A 15,538-nucleotide genomic window follows, 5' to 3' on the forward strand; every position below is an offset into this window, starting at 1 on the left:
GTTGCCCAGCCCAAAGCCAGCATACCCAAATACATACGGGAGTGGACCCATGTCCCCCAAAACACTCTATGACAAAATCTGGGATGCGCATGTTGCGCATGAAGCCGAGGACGGCACCAGCCTGCTCTATATCGACCGCCATCTGGTCCACGAAGTGACCAGCCCGCAGGCCTTCGAAGGCCTGCGCATGGCCGGCCGCGGCGTGCATGCGCCGGATAAAACTATCGCGGTGCCGGACCACAACGTGCCGACCACGCTGGACCGTGCCAAGGGCATCGAAAACGAGGAAAGCCGGATTCAGGTCGAGGCGCTCGACAAGAACGCCCGCGAATTCGGGGTGCACTACTATCCGGTGGATGACGTCCGCCAGGGCATCGTGCACATCGTCGGCCCGGAACAGGGCTGGACCCTGCCCGGCATGACCGTGGTCTGCGGCGACAGCCACACTGCTACACATGGCGCGTTCGGGGCGCTGGCACACGGCATCGGCACCTCCGAGGTGGAACACGTGCTGGCCACCCAGACGCTGATCCAGAAGAAGTCCAAGAACATGAAGGTGGAAATCACCGGCAAGCTGAAGCCGGGCGTCACCGCCAAGGACATCACCCTGGCCGTGATCGGCGAGACCGGCACTGCTGGCGGCACCGGCTATGTCATCGAATATTGCGGCGAAGCGATCCGCGATCTGTCGATGGAAGGCCGCATGACCGTCTGCAACATGGCGATCGAAGGCGGCGCCCGCGCCGGCCTGATCGCGCCGGATGAGACCACATTCGAATATGTCAAAGGCCGCCCGCACGCCCCCAAGGGCGCCCAGTGGGAAGCCGCGCTGACCTGGTGGAAGACGCTGTTTACCGACGAAGGCGCCCATTTCGACAAGGTTGTCACCCTGAAGGGGGAAGATATCCAGCCGGTTGTGACCTGGGGCACCAGCCCCGAGGACGTGCTGCCGATCACCGGTGTCGTGCCTTCCCCTGAGGATTTCACCGGCGGCAAAGTTGACGCCGCACGCCGCTCGATCGAGTACATGGGCCTCACCCCCGGTCAGAAACTGACCGATATCGAGATCGACACCGTGTTCATCGGCTCCTGCACCAATGGCCGCATCGAAGACCTGCGCGCCGTGGCCGAGGTTGTGAAGGGCAAGAAGATCAAGGACGGCATGCGGGCGATGATCGTGCCCGGGTCCGGCCTTGTCCGTGCCCAGGCCGAGGAAGAAGGCCTGGCCGAAATCTTTGAGGCCGCCGGTTTCGAGTGGCGCCTTGCAGGCTGCTCGATGTGCCTGGCCATGAACCCCGACCAGCTGGCCCCGGGCGAGCGTTGCGCCGCGACCTCGAACCGGAATTTCGAGGGCCGTCAGGGCTATAAGGGCCGCACCCATCTGGTGTCCCCGGCCATGGCTGCCGCCGCCGCGCTGACCGGCAGACTGACGGATGTGCGTGAGCTGATCTGATGGTTGCCACCGGAGCAAATACGGCTCAACCGGATTTGCTTCCGGTGGGAACGGTCTGGGTTGGATCGCAGATGAACTGGATCGGCCGGATGTCCCTGCAGTCGTTTCTGCACCGGGGCCATCCGGTCACTCTGTTCTGCACGGAAGACATGGAAGACCCGCAAATCGACGGACTTGACCTGGTGTCAGCCCGCGAGATCTGGGACTACCCGGAAAAACTCTTGGACCGGGTCAGCCCGACTGTGTTTTCCGACTTCTTCCGGCTGCGCATGATCCGGGATGCAGGCATGATTTGGGCCGATACGGATGTATTCTGTTACCGCCCTTTCATACCCAAGGATGGATACCTGGCCGGCTATGAACATAGCGGCATGATCAACAACGCAGTGCTGCATTTGCCTGAGAATTCCGCCTCGTTGAACGAATTGATCGACCTGTTTTCCGATCCTTCCTATGTCCCGGAATGGCTGCGTCCTGCGGCGAAGCGCACAGCACAGGAATTCGGCAAAGGGCGCAGGCTGTACGAGGCCTGCAAACTGATGCCGACCGCTTCCGGTCCGCGTGCGCTGACACATATGCTGCCCAAGCATGGCGAAGACATACACGCCTTGCCGCAGGAGGCACTGAACCCGCTGCCGTGGTCCTTTGCGGATGCCTACTTCAACCCGAAAGGCGGAGTTGAGGGATGGCTGAGCGAAGACACCAGGGCGATCCATCTCTATTCCTCGCGTATTCGCGCCTTCCACAAAAGGGTCCGGCCGCTTCGGGGGAGCTTTGTTGCAGAATTTGCAGAGCAGATTGGCTTTGACCTTGATGCCTGCGGCTTGACCGCCAACAGCAACGAACCCCCTTTGGAATGAAATTCAAGGGCCGCTCGGCCCTGGCACTTAAAAACCTGAACCCGGCAGACTTGCCGCACACGGGTTCGCACAAGGAGAATGGCAATGGAAAAATTCCAGAAACTGCAGGGCATCGCCGCCCCGATGCCGCTGGTGAACATCGACACCGACATGATCATCCCGAAGGTGTTCCTGAAATCCATTCAGCGCACCGGCTTCGGCAAGAACCTGTTCGACGAGATGCGCTATAACCGCGACGGCACCGAGATCGAGGATTTCGTGCTGAACAAACCGCAATACCGCAAGGCTGAGATCCTGGTGGCAGGCGACAACTTCGGCTGCGGCTCCTCGCGCGAGCACGCGCCGTGGGCGATTGCTGATTTCGGCATCAAATGCATCATCTCGACATCCTTCGCCGACATTTTCTTCAACAACAGCTTCAAGAACGGCATCTTGCCGATCGTGCTGCCGCAAGAACAGGTCGACATTCTGATGGCTGACGCGGAAAAGGGCGAAAACGCCCGCATGACCGTGGATCTGGAAGCGCAGGAGATCACCACCTCGGACGGCGAAGTGATCCCCTTCGATGTGGATGCCTTCAAGAAGCACTGCCTGCTGAACGGTCTGGACGATATCGGCCTGACCATGGAAAAAGCGGACTCCATCAAGACGTTTGAGGACAAGGCCGCGCAGGCGCGCCCCTGGGTCTGATCCCGGCGTTTCAGCTGCAGAACGATATAGGGCCGCCCTCCCCCGGGCGGCCCTTGCTTTTCACCCGCCGGATTCGCGCCGCATTTCCGCCGCAATTCGGTGAGCGCGCCCGCATTGTGTGCCCAGTGCTCCTATCCACAGCATCTGGTAGGCATCCACCAACCCTCTCATTTCTAATCAAAACTCTGATGCAATCGGGCACCAGTCCCGCGGCGAAAGTGGCCCTGTCCCGCCTGCCAGCCCTTGAGCGGAAAGCCGCTGCCCGGCAACAATAGGGCAAAAATGAGGCAGAGCGCCCCGGGCCGTCCCCGGGGGGCTTCAAATCCGGACCCAGAGGCAAAAACGCCCGCGCCGGTTTGAAGGGAATGAAAGACGTGTTTGCACGCATCACAGGCGCGGCGTTCCGCGGCATATTGGTGGCTATGCTGTTTGCCATGCCGACGCTGATCCTGCCGGCATCCGCTACCGAGTCGCCGGAAATCGTCCTGTTCATCGCGCTCTTGGCCGCTGCGCTGGTGGTCACCGAATACGCGGCCCATTTCCCCAGTTTCGTCGAATTCCGCAATGCGCCGCCGATCAACCGGATGCGCTTTGCCGCCTGCGCTGCGTCTGTCGGCGCATTGAGCCTGCTGGCGGCGCATCCGCTGGAGCCGACCGGGCTGACAGCGCTGGTCCACCGTCTGGGCAGTTCACTGGGCGGACAGCTGGATTTTGCCTATTCGCCGGTGCAGCTGACCGTGCTGATGCTGCCGCCCCAGCTGTCCGAAGCCACTGTGGTGATGGTCCGCAATGCAGCTGGCCTTGCCAGTACAGCTGCAGGCGCCGCGATTGCCGTCTTTGCGCTGGTGATCCGCGTCGGCCATTGGCCTGTCGGCAGCGGCGCCTTCAATGTCTGGGTGAACCTGCCGCTGTTCGATCCCACCACCGGCGGCGATGTGGTGCAGCGGCTTCAGCGGGACGCGCGGATCAATATCATTGCCGGCGTGCTGCTGCCCTTTGCCCTGCCCGCCGCAGTCAAGATGGCCTCGGGCCTTGTCGATCCCGGAATCCTGGTGGCCCCCCATATGCTGATCTGGGTGATCAGCGCCTGGGCGCTGGTGCCCGCGTCGATGATCATGCGCGGCATGGCAATGCAGCGCATTGCCGGGCTGATCATGCATAAACGGCGCGCCGCCGGCAGCGCCTCGGATGAGGCGCTGCAAACCGCATGAGACTGCTGGCGTCGGGTCTTCTTCTGATCCTTGCCGCCGGGGCAGGCCAGGCCGGCACTCTGCGCATCGCCACTTTCAACACCGAACTTTCGCGGGACGGACCCGGCCTGCTGCTGCGCGATATTGAACGCGGCGGCGATCCGCAAATTGCCGCGGTGGTGGAGGTGATCTCCGCCGCACAGGCGGATGTGCTGGTACTGCAAGGGGTGGATTGGGATTACGAAGGCCGCAGCCTTGCCGCCCTGGCCGGGCTGCTGGCAGAGGCCGGCGCCGCCTATCCTTACAGCGTTTTCCTGCAGCCCAATGCCGGGCTGCCGCCCCCGGCCCTGCTGGACATGGATGGCGATGGCAGAACCGGCGGGCCGCGTGACAACCAGGGCTATGGCCGGTTCCGCGGCCAAGGCGGCATGGCGCTGTTGTCGCGGCTGCCGGTTGACCGCAACGGGATCCGCGATTTCTCGGCCCTGCTGTGGCGGGACCTGCCCGGCGCGCTGCTTCCCAAGCACCCGGATGGCCGCCCGTTTCCGTCCGGCGCTGTGCACGCCGTGCAGCGTCTGTCTTCCACCGCGCATTGGCTGGTGCCGCTGCAATTGCCCGGCGGCAAGCAGCTGAACGTGATGACATTTCACGCAGCCCCACCGGTGTTTGACGGGCCGGAAGACCGCAACGGGCGGCGCAACCGCGATGAAATCCGCCTGTGGCAGCTGCTGCTGGATGGCCGCCTGGGCCCCGCCCCCCAAGCGCCCTTTGTGGTTGCCGGCGACGCCAACCTCGACCCGGACCGCGGTGAAGGCCGCAAGGACGCAATCCGCAGCCTGCTGGGTGATCCCCGGCTGCAGGATCCGCAGCCACTCAGCCCGCAAGCCGGAAGCGCAACCGTGGAGTGGCAGGGTGCCGGGCGGATGCGGGTGGATTATGTGCTGCCCTCTGCCAGGCTGGCCGTGACCGGCAGCGGCGTTGTCTGGCCGGATGCGCCGGACGCAGCGGCGGCCCTTGCCAGCCGCCATCGGCTGGTCTGGGCGGATATCGCGCTGGACTAGGGCCAGGACCCGGCCCAGGCTGCGCAAATCCCCATCACCCCCCTTTAATTTCAGGGCCTATTATTGACCCTGCCCCGCTGTCCCGCTACGCCCTTGCCAGCTGTTTTAGGAGGATCCCCATGCCCAACCCATCGATTCTGATTCTGCCCGGCGACGGGATCGGCCCCGAAGTCATGACCGAGGTGCGCAAGATCATCTCCTGGTTCGGCGACAAGCGCGGCCTGCAGTTCGATGTGAGCGAGGATCTGGTCGGCGGCGCGGCCTATGACAAGCACGGCAAGCCGCTGGCGGATGAAACCATGGCCAAGGCGCAGGAAGCCGATGCTGTTCTGCTCGGCGCCGTCGGCGGCCCGGCCTATGACGACCTGGATTTCTCGGTGAAACCCGAACGCGGCCTGCTGCGTCTGCGCAAGGAAATGGATCTCTATTCCAACCTGCGCCCGGCGCAGTGCTTTGACGCGCTGGCGGATTTCTCCTCGCTGAAGAAAGACATCGTCGCGGGCCTCGATATCATGATCGTGCGCGAGCTGACCTCCGGCGTCTATTTCGGCGAGCCGCGCGGCATTTTCGAAGAAGGCAACGAGCGCGTCGGCATCAACACCCAGCGCTATACCGAAAGCGAGATCGAACGCGCCGCGCGGTCAGCGTTTGAGCTGGCAATGCGCCGGGGCAAGAAGGTCTGCTCGATGGAGAAGGCCAATGTGATGGAATCCGGCATCCTGTGGCGCGAAGTGGTGACCCGTGTCTCGGCTGACTACCCCGAGGTCGAGCTGTCCCATATGTATGCCGACAACGGTGCGATGCAGCTGGTCCGCGCGCCCAAGCAGTTCGACGTGATCCTGACCGACAACCTGTTCGGCGACATCCTGTCCGACTGTGCCGCGATGCTGACCGGCAGCTTGGGCATGCTGCCCTCCGCAAGCCTGGGCGCGCCGATGGAAAACGGCCGCCCCAAGGCGCTGTACGAGCCGGTGCATGGCTCCGCCCCCGACATCGCGGGCCAAGGCAAGGCCAACCCGATCGCCTGCATCCTCAGCTTTGCCATGGCGCTGCGCTACAGCTTCGACCAGGGCTCTGAGGCCGACCGCCTGGAAGCGGCGGTTGAAAAGGTTCTGGCCGACGGCGTGCGCACTGCAGACCTGCTGGGCGAGGACGGCGTTGAGCCGGTTTCCACCAGCCAGATGGGCGATGCCGTGCTTGCCGCTTTGGACGCAAGCCTCTGATTTTGAGGCCGGTCCAGACAACATTCAAAGCCCCGCCTGACTGTCAGCGCGGGGCTTTTTTTATCCCTCTTCGTGACCGTGCCCGCCCTGGCCGCAGCGGTAAAAAGAATTCCTGAAAACCGCAGCTTTCTACGGAATCGCCCTTGTCAAACCCCGCCCCCTGAGCTATTCCGCCCTCCACGGTCGGAGCGTAGCTCAGCCTGGTAGAGCACTGTCTTCGGGAGGCAGGGGCCGGAGGTTCGAATCCTCTCGCTCCGACCAACAAAACAAGGCGCCTTAGGGCGTCTTTTTTTGTTTTGAGCCGGTGTTCAATGCCTCCGGGAAATGAGGATCAAGCCGTCTCCAGCGCAGACATCCTGAGCTTGTTCCACAGCACATCCAGCGTCGGCTTGGTGCTGCGCGGATCTCGGTAAAGGCGGATTTCCAGATCGGTGGCCAGCCGGTCGTCCACCACTGCAAAGCGCCCCCGCTTGATTTCCTCGCGGCACAGGCTCAGCGGCAGCCAGCCCATGCCGAACCCCTCCTGAATCATCGCCTTGACGCTGTTGGCCAGCGCGTTCTGGTTGACCACAAAAACCTTCTGTCCGGGCAACAGCTGCGCCAGCGCAAATTCCTGAACCGAGCGGAGCGCCGAAACCGCACCATAGGACAATAGCGGCACCGCGTCCTTTCCGGCCTTGGGAAAGGAAAATTCAGGTGCCCCGTCCGGAGTTGACCGGGACACCGGCACATAACGGTCGGTGGACAGGGTCAGATGCTCGAAATTGGCAACCTCAAGCGGACCAAGGAAATCCATCGATGGATGCCAGTAGGTCAGGATCACATCGCAATAGCCCTGCTGCAGCGCGCTGACGAACTGATCCGCCGCCCAGGAGGTGGAATTGAGGTCGGTATCCACCCCGCCTTCGCTGGCCAGAGGCCCGATCAGCGTTTTGTAGTGCGTCATATAAAGCGACTGCGAAGCGGCAAAGCGGATCACATTTTCACCCGCCGCATCAATCGTCTGGCAGCGCTCAATGGTTTCCTCGTAGGTGCGCAGCATGATGCGGGACTGCGACAGGAACACCTCCCCTGCCGGGGTCAGCGTCAGCGGCAGGGTTTCGCGGTTGATCAGCCGCACGCCGATTTCATTCTCCAGCGCCCGGATGCGGCGGGAGAAGGCCGGCTGGCTGACATTGCGCTCCTCGGCCGCGCGCGAGAAATTCTTGCACGCGACCAAAGCCTCGAAATCCTTGAGCCAGATGATGTCCAACTGGGTGTCCCGTCTTAACCGGCGGCCACCGCATCCAGCCTGTCTTCCTGGACAGCATGGCAGGCAACAAGGCTGCCATCGGGCTGGTGAATGGCTTTTGGCTGTTCACTCTTGCATCGTGCGTCCGCAAAGGCGCAGCGGCTTTGGAAGGGACAGCCTTGCGGCAGATTGATCGGCGTCGGGATCTCACCCTTGAGGCGGATATGGTTCGGCCGGTCATCCTTCAGCTGCGGCACCGCGGACAGCAAGGCCCGAGTATAAGGGTGTTTGGGGTTGGAGAACAACGTTGCCGTGTCCGCGACCTCACAAACCGACCCAAGGTAAAGCACCGCGACACGGGTGCCGAAGTGCTCTACCACGCTCAGATCGTGGGTGATGAACAGATAGGTCAGGCCGCGGCTTTCCTTGGCTTCCAGCATCAGATTCAGCACCTGCGCCTGGATCGACACGTCCAGCGCGCTGATCGGCTCATCGGCGATAATGAATTCAGGGTCCACTGTCAGGGCGCGGGCAATGGCAATCCGCTGGCGCTGGCCGCCGGAGAATTCATGCGGGTAGCGTTTGGCCCAGCTGGGATCGACACCGACTGACAGCATCACCTCGGTGACCTTGTCGCGCACCTCCGCCGCCGAGGCGGCGGGAAAGTGGTGGCGCACGGGTTCCTCCAGCGCCTGACGGATGGTCATGCGCGGATTGAGCGAGGCGTAGGGATTCTGAAAGATCATCTGGATCTTCTTGCGCAGGGGCTGCATGCCGCTGCGCGACAAATTGTCGATCCGCTGGCCGTCATAATGGATTTCGCCTGCGGTGGGGGTCAGCAGACCGGCCACCAGCCGCGCCACTGTCGACTTGCCGCAGCCCGACTCGCCGACCACACAAAGCGCCTCGCCGCGGCCCACTTCAAGCGAGACATTGTTCACCGCATGGACCGATCGGGTTTCCCGCACGATCTTGCCCTGTTTGAACTTAAGGGTTTCCAGAAAGCCCTGATCCAGGTCGAACTGTTTTGCCAGATTTCTGATTTCCAACAGCGGGCGGTCTGCCTTTGCATTCTTCATGCCCGTGCCTCCTTATGGCCTTCATCGCTATGCAGGCGCTGCACCTCGTGGCAGGCCACTGCGACCTCGCCGTATTGCACGATGTCCGGCACCCGGCTGCGGCACAGGTCAGTGGCGTATTTGCAGCGCGGGTTGAAGGCGCAGCCGGTTGGGATACTGGTCAGCCCCGGCATATTGCCGGGGATCTGCTTCAACCGCTGGCCGGGCTCGGTCTGCTGCGGCAACGCGTTGATCAGCCCTTGGGTATAGGGGTGCTGCGGGTCGTTGATGATTTCCCGCGTGCGTCCCGCTTCGATAATGCGGCCTGCATACATCACCAGCGTGCGCTCGGTCATCTGGCTGACCACGCCGAGGTCGTGGGTGATCAGGATCAGCCCCACCTGGTTCGACTGGCACAGCTCCAGCATCAGCTCCATGATATCGGCCTGAATGGTCACATCCAGCGCGGTCGTCGGCTCATCCGCGATGATCAGCTGCGGGTCCAGGAGCAGCGCAATCGCGATGATGATCCGCTGCCGCATGCCGCCCGACAGCTCGTGCGGGTATTGTTCCAGACGTTCCTCCGGAGAGGGGATGTATACCTCGCGCAGCTTGACGATGGCAATCTGGCGCGCTTCCTCGCGGCTCAGCTTGCGGTGCGCCATCAGGGTCTCAACCATCTGCTGGCCGATAGTCAGCACCGGGTTCAGGGTCACCATCGGATCCTGAAAGATCATCGCCATGCGGTTGCCGCGCAGGGCGCGCAGGCGCTTGTCGCTCATCTGCACGACGTCTTCGCCATCGAACAGGATCTGGCCGTTGTCGATGAACCCCGGGCGGCTGAGCAGGTTCATCAGCGAAAACCCGGTGATCGATTTGCCGGCGCCGCTTTCGCCGACAATGCCCAGGCGTTCGCCCTTGGCCAGATCAAAGGAAATGCCGTTGAGGGCAGTGACCGTCTCGTCGCGCATGGCGAATTTCACGGTCAGGTCGCGAACGGAAAGAAGGCTCATCGCGTTACCCCTTGTAAAGTTTCGGGTTCAGGACGTCGCGCATCCAGTCGCCCAGAAGATTGATGACCAGCACCAGCACCACCAGCACCACGCCGGGAATGGCAGTGATCCACCAGCTGCCCGAGAAGATGTAGTCGAAGCCCGAGGAAATCAGCGAGCCCAGCGACGGCTGGCTCGGCGGCATGCCGAGGCCAAGGAAGCTGAGTGAAGCTTCGGAGATGATCGCATTGGCAACCTGCACGGTGGAGATCACAAAAATCGGCGACAGCGAATTCGGCAGGATGTGCCGCACCATGATCCGCATCGGGCCGAACCCCAGCACGCGGGCGCTGTCGACATATTCCTTTTTCTTTTCGGCCAGCACGGTGGCACGCACTGTACGGGCGTATTGCGGCCATTCCGCTACGCCGATCACCGCGATCAGGAACACCACCGCATAGCGGTTGAAAGTGTCCGTCCCGAACATCGCCTGGGTCACCGCCAGAAAGATGATCGCCACCATAAGGGTGGAGAACGACAGCTGGATGTCCGCAAGCCGCATCAGCAGGCTGTCCAGGCGGCCGCCGACATAGCCCGCGATCAGGCCGATGGAGATACCAAGTAACGCTTGCAGCGCAACCGCGCAGATGCCGATCAGCAGTGACAGGCGGGTGCCATACAGGATGGTGGACCACAGATCGCGGCCCTGGTCGTCGGTGCCCAGCACAAACTCCGGCAGCGATCCGCTCACCCAGGCCGGCGGGTATTCGGAGTTCATGATGTCCATCTGCGCCGGATCATAGGGGTCATAGGGCGCGATCACTGGCGCCAGAAAGGCGGCCCCGGCAATCAGCAGGAAGATGATCATGCTGACCACCGCCACCGGATTGCGGCGGAAGCTGTAACCCATGTTGGAATTCCAGGCCTTGGCCCAGCGCGACGGATCGGGTTTCGGGGAAAGCGTTTCGATGCTCATGCGCCCATCCTCGCAATATTCACGGTCGGGTTCACCAGTCCATAGATCAGATCGACAATGGTGTTGGTGACCACAAAGATGAAACCGACAACAATCAGATAGGCCACGATCAGCGGGGTATCGACCCGGTTCACCGCCTCAAGGAACATGAACCCCATGCCCGGCCACTGGAATACCGTCTCGGTCAGGATGGTGTAGGCCACCATGGTGCCGATCTGCACGCCGCCCACGGTGATTACCGGCAGCAGCGTGTTTTTCAAAGCGTGGACAAAGTAGATCCGCCACGGGTTGATACCCTTGGCCTTGGCGTATTTCACGTATTCCGACTGCAGCACTTCCATCATCTCGGCCCGGATCAGGCGGACAAACAGCGGCAGCATGATCGAGGCCAGGGCGATCGATGGCAGAATGATGTGCAGCCAGCCGTCAGCCGTGGCAAAGTTGGTCTGCCAATAGCCCCAGACCTGCACAGTATCGCCGCGCCCGTAAGAAGGCAGCCAGCCGAATTCCACCGAGAACACAAAGATCATCAGAATGGCGGTCAGGAACACCGGAATCGAAATGCCGATGATCGACAGGCCCATGATGATACGGCTCAGGATCGAATTGGGCTTGATCGCGGTATAGACGCCCAGCGGCACCGACAGGCCGACGATGATCAGCGTCGCGCCGAACACCAGCTCCAGCGTCGCCGGCAGCTTTTTCAGGATCACGTCCAGCGCCGGCTCCTTGAAGAAATAGGAGGTGCCCAGATCGCCCTGCAGCGCATTGCCCGCGAACCGCAGGTATTGCGTCACGAAGCTGTCGTTCAGCCCCAGCTCATCGCGCAGCTGCTGGCGCACTTCTTCCGAGACCGACTGCCCGACCAGCTCGCGCAGCGGGTCGCCCAGGTTGCCCTGGATGGCGAAGGCAATCAGCGAGATGACGAACATCACGGCAATCGCCTGAATCACTCGCTTGGCGAGATAGGCAAACATCTTCCTGACCTTTGTAGAGTTTGGTTAAAGCGCAGGCCGCAATATCCAAGGAACTGCGGATCCTGCAAATTCAGCCTTGGCGGCCGCTTGTTATATCTGCGGCCCGGGCCGGCCGGAGGAGACCGGCCCGGGTCTTTTCAGTGGCTCAGCTGCCGGTTTCGACAACCAGGTCACCGAAGTAGGGGAAGTTCAGCGCGTTCACGATCTCCGCCGCGTTCATGCCGGACTTGGCCCCCCAAGCCAGGTTCTGCCAGTGCAGCGGGATGAAGGCCGCCTCTTCGTACAGGATGCCTTCCAGCTTCTGCAGAAGCTCCGCACGCTTGGCCGGATCGGTTTCCGCGTTGGCTTCGTTCATCAGCTTGTCAGCTTCCTCATTGCAATAGTTGCCGGAGTTATACTGGCCGTTGCCGGTTGCATCATCCGGGCAAGCGGTCAGGAACTGGTGGAAGTTGGCGGAGTCTTCAGTGTCCGCGTGCCAGCCGATCATCATCATGTCCGCCGCGCGCTCGTCGAACGCCGGCCAGTACTGCGCCTTGGGCATGGTCTGCAGGTCCACCTTGATGTTGATCTGCGCCAGCATCGAAGCCACGGCCTGGGCGATCTTGTCGTCGTTCACATAGCGGTTGTTCGGCGCCATCATGGTGATCGAGAAGCCGTCAGCATAGCCTGCCTCGGCCATCAGCGCCTTGGCTTTTTCCAGGTCAAAGCGCGGTGCGAACTCCTCGCTGTAGCCCAGATAGCCGGACGGGCTGGCCTGGCCGCCCACGGTGCCGAAGCCGCGCATGATGCGGTCAACGATGCCTGCATTGTTCACGGCATAGTCGATCGCCTTGCGGACGCGGGCGTCCTTGAAGGCCTCGACGCGCTCCTGGTTCATCTGGAAAGTGATGATCCGGGTGCCGGGCATGGTGATCAGGTCCACGCCTTCTGCTTCCTCGACACGCTTCAGGTCGGTCGGCGGCACCGGCGCGATGAAGTCCACGTCACCGGACAGCAGGGCGGCCACGCGGGTCGGGTCTTCCTTGATCGGGGACAGCACGATCTTGTCGACATTGCCGCCGCTTTCGCTATCCCAGTAATCGGCATAGCGGTCGAACACCACGCGCACGCCCTGCTCACGCTCGGAGACAATGAAGGGGCCGGTGCCGGAGACATTGCGCGAGGCAAAGCTGTCGCCGTGCTTGACCACTTCAGCCTTCTCCTTGCCGTCGGCGGTGGTGCCAGAATAAAAGGCGCTGTCCATCGGGAAGATGTAGGTCGCGGTGTGCAAGACCAGCGGATAAGGCTCCGAGGTCTTGAGGTCGAAAGTCATGTCATCCACGACTTCTACATCGGTGAAGGGGGCGAAGATGCCCTTGAAATCGTCACTTTGCTTGAGCCGGTCAAAGGTCCAGTCGACGTCATTCGCCGTCAGCGGGTTGCCGCTGTGGAAGGTGACGCCGCTGCGCAGCTTGAAGCGCATGGTGGTGCCATCGATCTGCTCCCAGCTTTCAGCCAACCGCGGTTCGAACTGCAGGTCCTGGGTCCAGCGCACCAGCGGGTCAAAGACCATGTGCGACAGCTGCAGCGTGCCGCCGGACAGCTGTTCATGCGGATCCAATGAAACCGGGTCGGCGTCATAGGCAACGCGCACTGTGGTCTCGGCATAGGCAACCGGTGCCATCGCCACCACCGCAGCCGCCGCCAGGCTTCTGACAAATTTCGTCATTAGGCATACTCCCCTGTGATTATGGCGTGAACGCTATCTGCTGGCGCGGCAGCTGTGAAATGCCGAAATCGCATAGGGTATGCAGCACGCACATTGGAGCTATGCGCAACCGCAATCTGTGTTCGTTTACAAACGCTTATGGGCGGCACTCTGGCGAAGGCGGAGGTGGCCCGAATACTGCCGGGGCCGGTTTGCAGTGAATCATGGGTAATATCACCCCGGAAATATACAGCCCGAACTAGCGCACCCCGGCTTGAGAGATCCGGATTTGCTGACAGCGCTGCGTACTGATTAACCGGTCAGGAGCTCACCGGCGGGTCTCATCGGCGCGCAACTGCTCTGATCCACGCTTCGGGCACCGGAGCATGAGCGCGGAGCGAGACATCCGGAACACGGGGTGCGGACCATGCTTTTTTAGAGCAGACCAGAAGACTGCCAAGTTTATGAATGGCCAGTCTTTCGGTCTATTTCGGAGCACGGCACTGATACCGCACTGTTTGGTCCCTGAAAAAATTTTCAAACCCAGCCCTTGAATTTCAGGACCGATCGGTACACTTAATGTGCATCATTGACAGATCGGTAAATAAACATGACAGAAGCCCCCCGCCCCCCGCTGCCGCCCTTCACCCGCGAAACCGCAATTGCCAAGGTCCGTGCCGCCGAGGATGGCTGGAACAGCCGCAACCCCGAGGCCGTCGCGCAAGCCTACACTCTGGACACCGAATGGCGTAACCGCACCGATTTCCCCCAGGGCCGCGATGCAGTTCAGGCGTTCCTGGCCGGCAAATGGGACCGGGAGCTGGAATACCGGCTGATCAAGGAGCTCTGGGCCTATGACGGCAACCGTATTGCCGTGCGCTACGCCTACGAATGGCACGATGCATCCGGCCAGTGGCACCGCTCCTACGGCAACGAGAATTGGGAGTTCGCCGAAGACGGCCGCATGGCGCACCGCTTTGCCTCGATCAACGACTTGAAAATCAACCAGGAAGACCGCCTGTTCCACTGGCCGCAAGGCCCGCGCCCGGCCGATCACCCAGGTCTCAGCGATCTCGGCCTCTGATCGAAAGAGGGACACCGGAATATGCCCTGCCGGATACGTCTCCGTGCCCGGCAAGGCAAAGAACGATGGTTAAAACGGCCGTTCCTGATGCGGTGATTTGCCGAAATACCGGCGGTAGACTTTGGCGAAGTGGGTCTGGCTGTTGAAGCCGGACGCCAGCGCCACATCGATGATCCGCAAATTGGTCTGCAATAGCAGGCTGCGCGCATAACCCAGCCGCAGTTTGGTGTAATAGACCTTGGGTGTGGTTTGCAGATACTTGGAGAAAAGCCGCTCCAGCTGGCGCACCGACAGGCCAACCAGATCTGAGATGCCGCCCGGCGTCAGCGGCTCCTCCAGGTTGCTGCGCATCAGGCTGAGCGCGGCAGCGAGTTTTTCATGCCGGACGCCAGTCCGGCCATATTCGGAAACCGTCTGATCCTGATTGCCCTTGCGCGCCGAGGAACAGACCATCAGATCCGCCGCTCCCGTCGCCACGGCCGCCCCGTGATGATCCGAGATCAGGTTCAGCATCATGTCGGTGGTGGCGGTGCCGCCGGCGCAGGTGATCAGCTTGCCGTCCATAGTGAACAGCGAGTTTTCCACTTCCACGTCCGGATGCGCCTCGGCAAGAACGGCCCGCAGCACCCAGTGGGCCGAAACCCGGCGCCCCGTCAGCAGTCCCGAGCGCGCCAGCGCCAGAACACCGCCGCCCAGCGCCCCTAGAGCAGCCCCCATGCGTTGCGCTTTGCGCAGCCAGCCCAGAACCTTGAGCGAGCCCCCCGGTTCCTGCCCCTGGCCGCCGCAAACAAAGATCATATCCCCGCGCGTCAGGTCCGGCAGGCTGCCGTCCACTGCCACGCCGAGCCCGTTCGGGGCGGTGACGGGCAGGCCGTCTTCGCTGACCACGCGCCAGTTATAGCGCGTGGTCCCGTCATGTTTGTTGGCCGCCTCCAGCGCTGCCACCGCGCTGGACAGATCCAACGGCGAGAAGGTTGGCAGCAGCAGGAAGATGCAGCGGCGGGCCGGAACGGCCTGCACCGCCTCGGGGAGCGCCCGCATGGGTTTGGTCATGAT

Annotated in this window: 14 protein-coding genes and 1 tRNA gene; 8 read left to right on the forward strand and 7 right to left on the reverse strand. The window is 62.1% G+C overall.

The genetic code is table 11. The features are described from left to right. The first annotated feature begins 49 nt into the window (after positions 1-49). From leuC to METH_RS14765, 7 genes are all read left to right on the forward strand, one after another. Positions 50-1,453, forward strand: a complete 1,404-nt coding sequence (gene leuC / locus METH_RS14735) for a 3-isopropylmalate dehydratase large subunit (RefSeq protein ID WP_024091274.1) — start codon at positions 50-52, stop codon at positions 1,451-1,453. Between the two features lie 71 nt (positions 1,454-1,524). Beyond that, the gene (locus METH_RS14740; RefSeq protein ID WP_044008443.1) at positions 1,525-2,313 is read left to right on the forward strand and encodes a glycosyltransferase family 32 protein; all 789 of its coding nucleotides are present in this window, start codon (positions 1,525-1,527) and stop codon (positions 2,311-2,313) included. A gap of 84 nt (positions 2,314-2,397) precedes the next feature. Then, entirely contained in the window at positions 2,398-3,003 is a 606-nt protein-coding gene (leuD, locus tag METH_RS14745; protein ID WP_024091276.1) for a 3-isopropylmalate dehydratase small subunit, read from the forward strand. A gap of 374 nt (positions 3,004-3,377) precedes the next feature. After that, positions 3,378-4,214 (forward strand): hypothetical protein, encoded by an 837-nt coding sequence (locus METH_RS14750; protein WP_024091277.1) that lies wholly within the window; start codon positions 3,378-3,380, stop codon positions 4,212-4,214. Further along, positions 4,211-5,254: an endonuclease/exonuclease/phosphatase family protein gene (locus METH_RS14755; RefSeq protein WP_024091278.1), complete on the forward strand. Its 1,044-nt coding sequence runs from the start codon at positions 4,211-4,213 to the stop codon at positions 5,252-5,254. Before METH_RS14750 ends, METH_RS14755 begins: the two co-directional genes overlap by 4 nt. 119 nt (positions 5,255-5,373) lie before the next feature. Further along, on the forward strand, positions 5,374-6,477 hold the full coding sequence (gene leuB / locus METH_RS14760) for a 3-isopropylmalate dehydrogenase (RefSeq protein ID WP_024091279.1): 1,104 nt from the start codon (positions 5,374-5,376) through the stop codon (positions 6,475-6,477). A gap of 184 nt (positions 6,478-6,661) precedes the next feature. Then, a tRNA-Pro gene (locus tag METH_RS14765) sits at positions 6,662-6,738 on the forward strand. A 70-nt stretch (positions 6,739-6,808) separates the two neighbouring features. On the opposite strand, the gene METH_RS14770 is transcribed toward METH_RS14765, so the two are convergent. The 6 genes from METH_RS14770 to METH_RS14795 form a co-directional block, all read right to left on the reverse strand. Then, positions 6,809-7,729 (reverse strand): LysR family transcriptional regulator, encoded by a 921-nt coding sequence (locus tag METH_RS14770; protein WP_024091280.1) that lies wholly within the window; start codon positions 7,727-7,729, stop codon positions 6,809-6,811. A gap of 14 nt (positions 7,730-7,743) precedes the next feature. Next, the gene (locus METH_RS14775) at positions 7,744-8,787 is read right to left on the reverse strand and encodes an ABC transporter ATP-binding protein (protein WP_024091281.1); all 1,044 of its coding nucleotides are present in this window, start codon (positions 8,785-8,787) and stop codon (positions 7,744-7,746) included. Further along, complete coding sequence (locus tag METH_RS14780) at positions 8,784-9,779, reverse strand: ABC transporter ATP-binding protein (RefSeq protein ID WP_024091282.1); 996 nt, start codon at positions 9,777-9,779, stop codon at positions 8,784-8,786. The genes METH_RS14775 and METH_RS14780 overlap by 4 nt, the downstream gene beginning before the upstream one ends. A gap of 4 nt (positions 9,780-9,783) precedes the next feature. Beyond that, a complete protein-coding gene (locus METH_RS14785) occupies positions 9,784-10,734 on the reverse strand; it encodes an ABC transporter permease (protein WP_044008444.1) in 951 nt (316 codons plus the stop codon). Then, positions 10,731-11,711, reverse strand: coding sequence for an ABC transporter permease (locus METH_RS14790; protein ID WP_024091284.1), 981 nt, complete (start codon positions 11,709-11,711; stop codon positions 10,731-10,733). The genes METH_RS14785 and METH_RS14790 overlap by 4 nt, the downstream gene beginning before the upstream one ends. Positions 11,712-11,856: 145 nt before the next feature. After that, positions 11,857-13,419, reverse strand: a complete 1,563-nt coding sequence (locus tag METH_RS14795) for an ABC transporter substrate-binding protein (RefSeq protein WP_024091285.1) — start codon at positions 13,417-13,419, stop codon at positions 11,857-11,859. Positions 13,420-14,008: 589 nt separating this feature from the next. On the opposite strand from METH_RS14795, the gene METH_RS14800 reads away from it, so the two are divergent. After that, positions 14,009-14,482: a nuclear transport factor 2 family protein gene (locus METH_RS14800; RefSeq protein ID WP_024091286.1), complete on the forward strand. Its 474-nt coding sequence runs from the start codon at positions 14,009-14,011 to the stop codon at positions 14,480-14,482. Positions 14,483-14,551: 69 nt separating this feature from the next. Here METH_RS14800 and METH_RS14805 read toward each other — a convergent pair whose 3' ends face one another. Then, positions 14,552-15,535: a GlxA family transcriptional regulator gene (locus METH_RS14805; RefSeq protein ID WP_024091287.1), complete on the reverse strand. Its 984-nt coding sequence runs from the start codon at positions 15,533-15,535 to the stop codon at positions 14,552-14,554. Positions 15,536-15,538: the final 3 nt, after the last annotated feature.

It is taken from the genome of Leisingera methylohalidivorans DSM 14336 (genome assembly GCF_000511355.1).
GTDB classification, from domain to species: domain Bacteria; phylum Pseudomonadota; class Alphaproteobacteria; order Rhodobacterales; family Rhodobacteraceae; genus Leisingera; species Leisingera methylohalidivorans.

Coding starts and splice junctions, on each gene's coding strand:
- METH_RS14795 (WP_024091285.1), bottom strand. CDS start 13,419: ATGACGAAATTTGTCAGAAGCCTGGCGGCGGCTGCGGTGGTGGCGATG.
- METH_RS14775 (WP_024091281.1), bottom strand. CDS start 8,787: ATGAAGAATGCAAAGGCAGACCGCCCGCTGTTGGAAATCAGAAATCTG.
- METH_RS14755 (WP_024091278.1), top strand. CDS start 4,211: ATGAGACTGCTGGCGTCGGGTCTTCTTCTGATCCTTGCCGCCGGGGCA.
- METH_RS14790 (WP_024091284.1), bottom strand. CDS start 11,711: ATGTTTGCCTATCTCGCCAAGCGAGTGATTCAGGCGATTGCCGTGATG.
- METH_RS14805 (WP_024091287.1), bottom strand. CDS start 15,535: ATGACCAAACCCATGCGGGCGCTCCCCGAGGCGGTGCAGGCCGTTCCG.
- METH_RS14740 (WP_044008443.1), top strand. CDS start 1,525: ATGAACTGGATCGGCCGGATGTCCCTGCAGTCGTTTCTGCACCGGGGC.
- METH_RS14785 (WP_044008444.1), bottom strand. CDS start 10,734: ATGAGCATCGAAACGCTTTCCCCGAAACCCGATCCGTCGCGCTGGGCC.
- leuD (WP_024091276.1), top strand. CDS start 2,398: ATGGAAAAATTCCAGAAACTGCAGGGCATCGCCGCCCCGATGCCGCTG.
- leuC (WP_024091274.1), top strand. CDS start 50: ATGTCCCCCAAAACACTCTATGACAAAATCTGGGATGCGCATGTTGCG.
- leuB (WP_024091279.1), top strand. CDS start 5,374: ATGCCCAACCCATCGATTCTGATTCTGCCCGGCGACGGGATCGGCCCC.
- METH_RS14800 (WP_024091286.1), top strand. CDS start 14,009: ATGACAGAAGCCCCCCGCCCCCCGCTGCCGCCCTTCACCCGCGAAACC.
- METH_RS14780 (WP_024091282.1), bottom strand. CDS start 9,779: ATGAGCCTTCTTTCCGTTCGCGACCTGACCGTGAAATTCGCCATGCGC.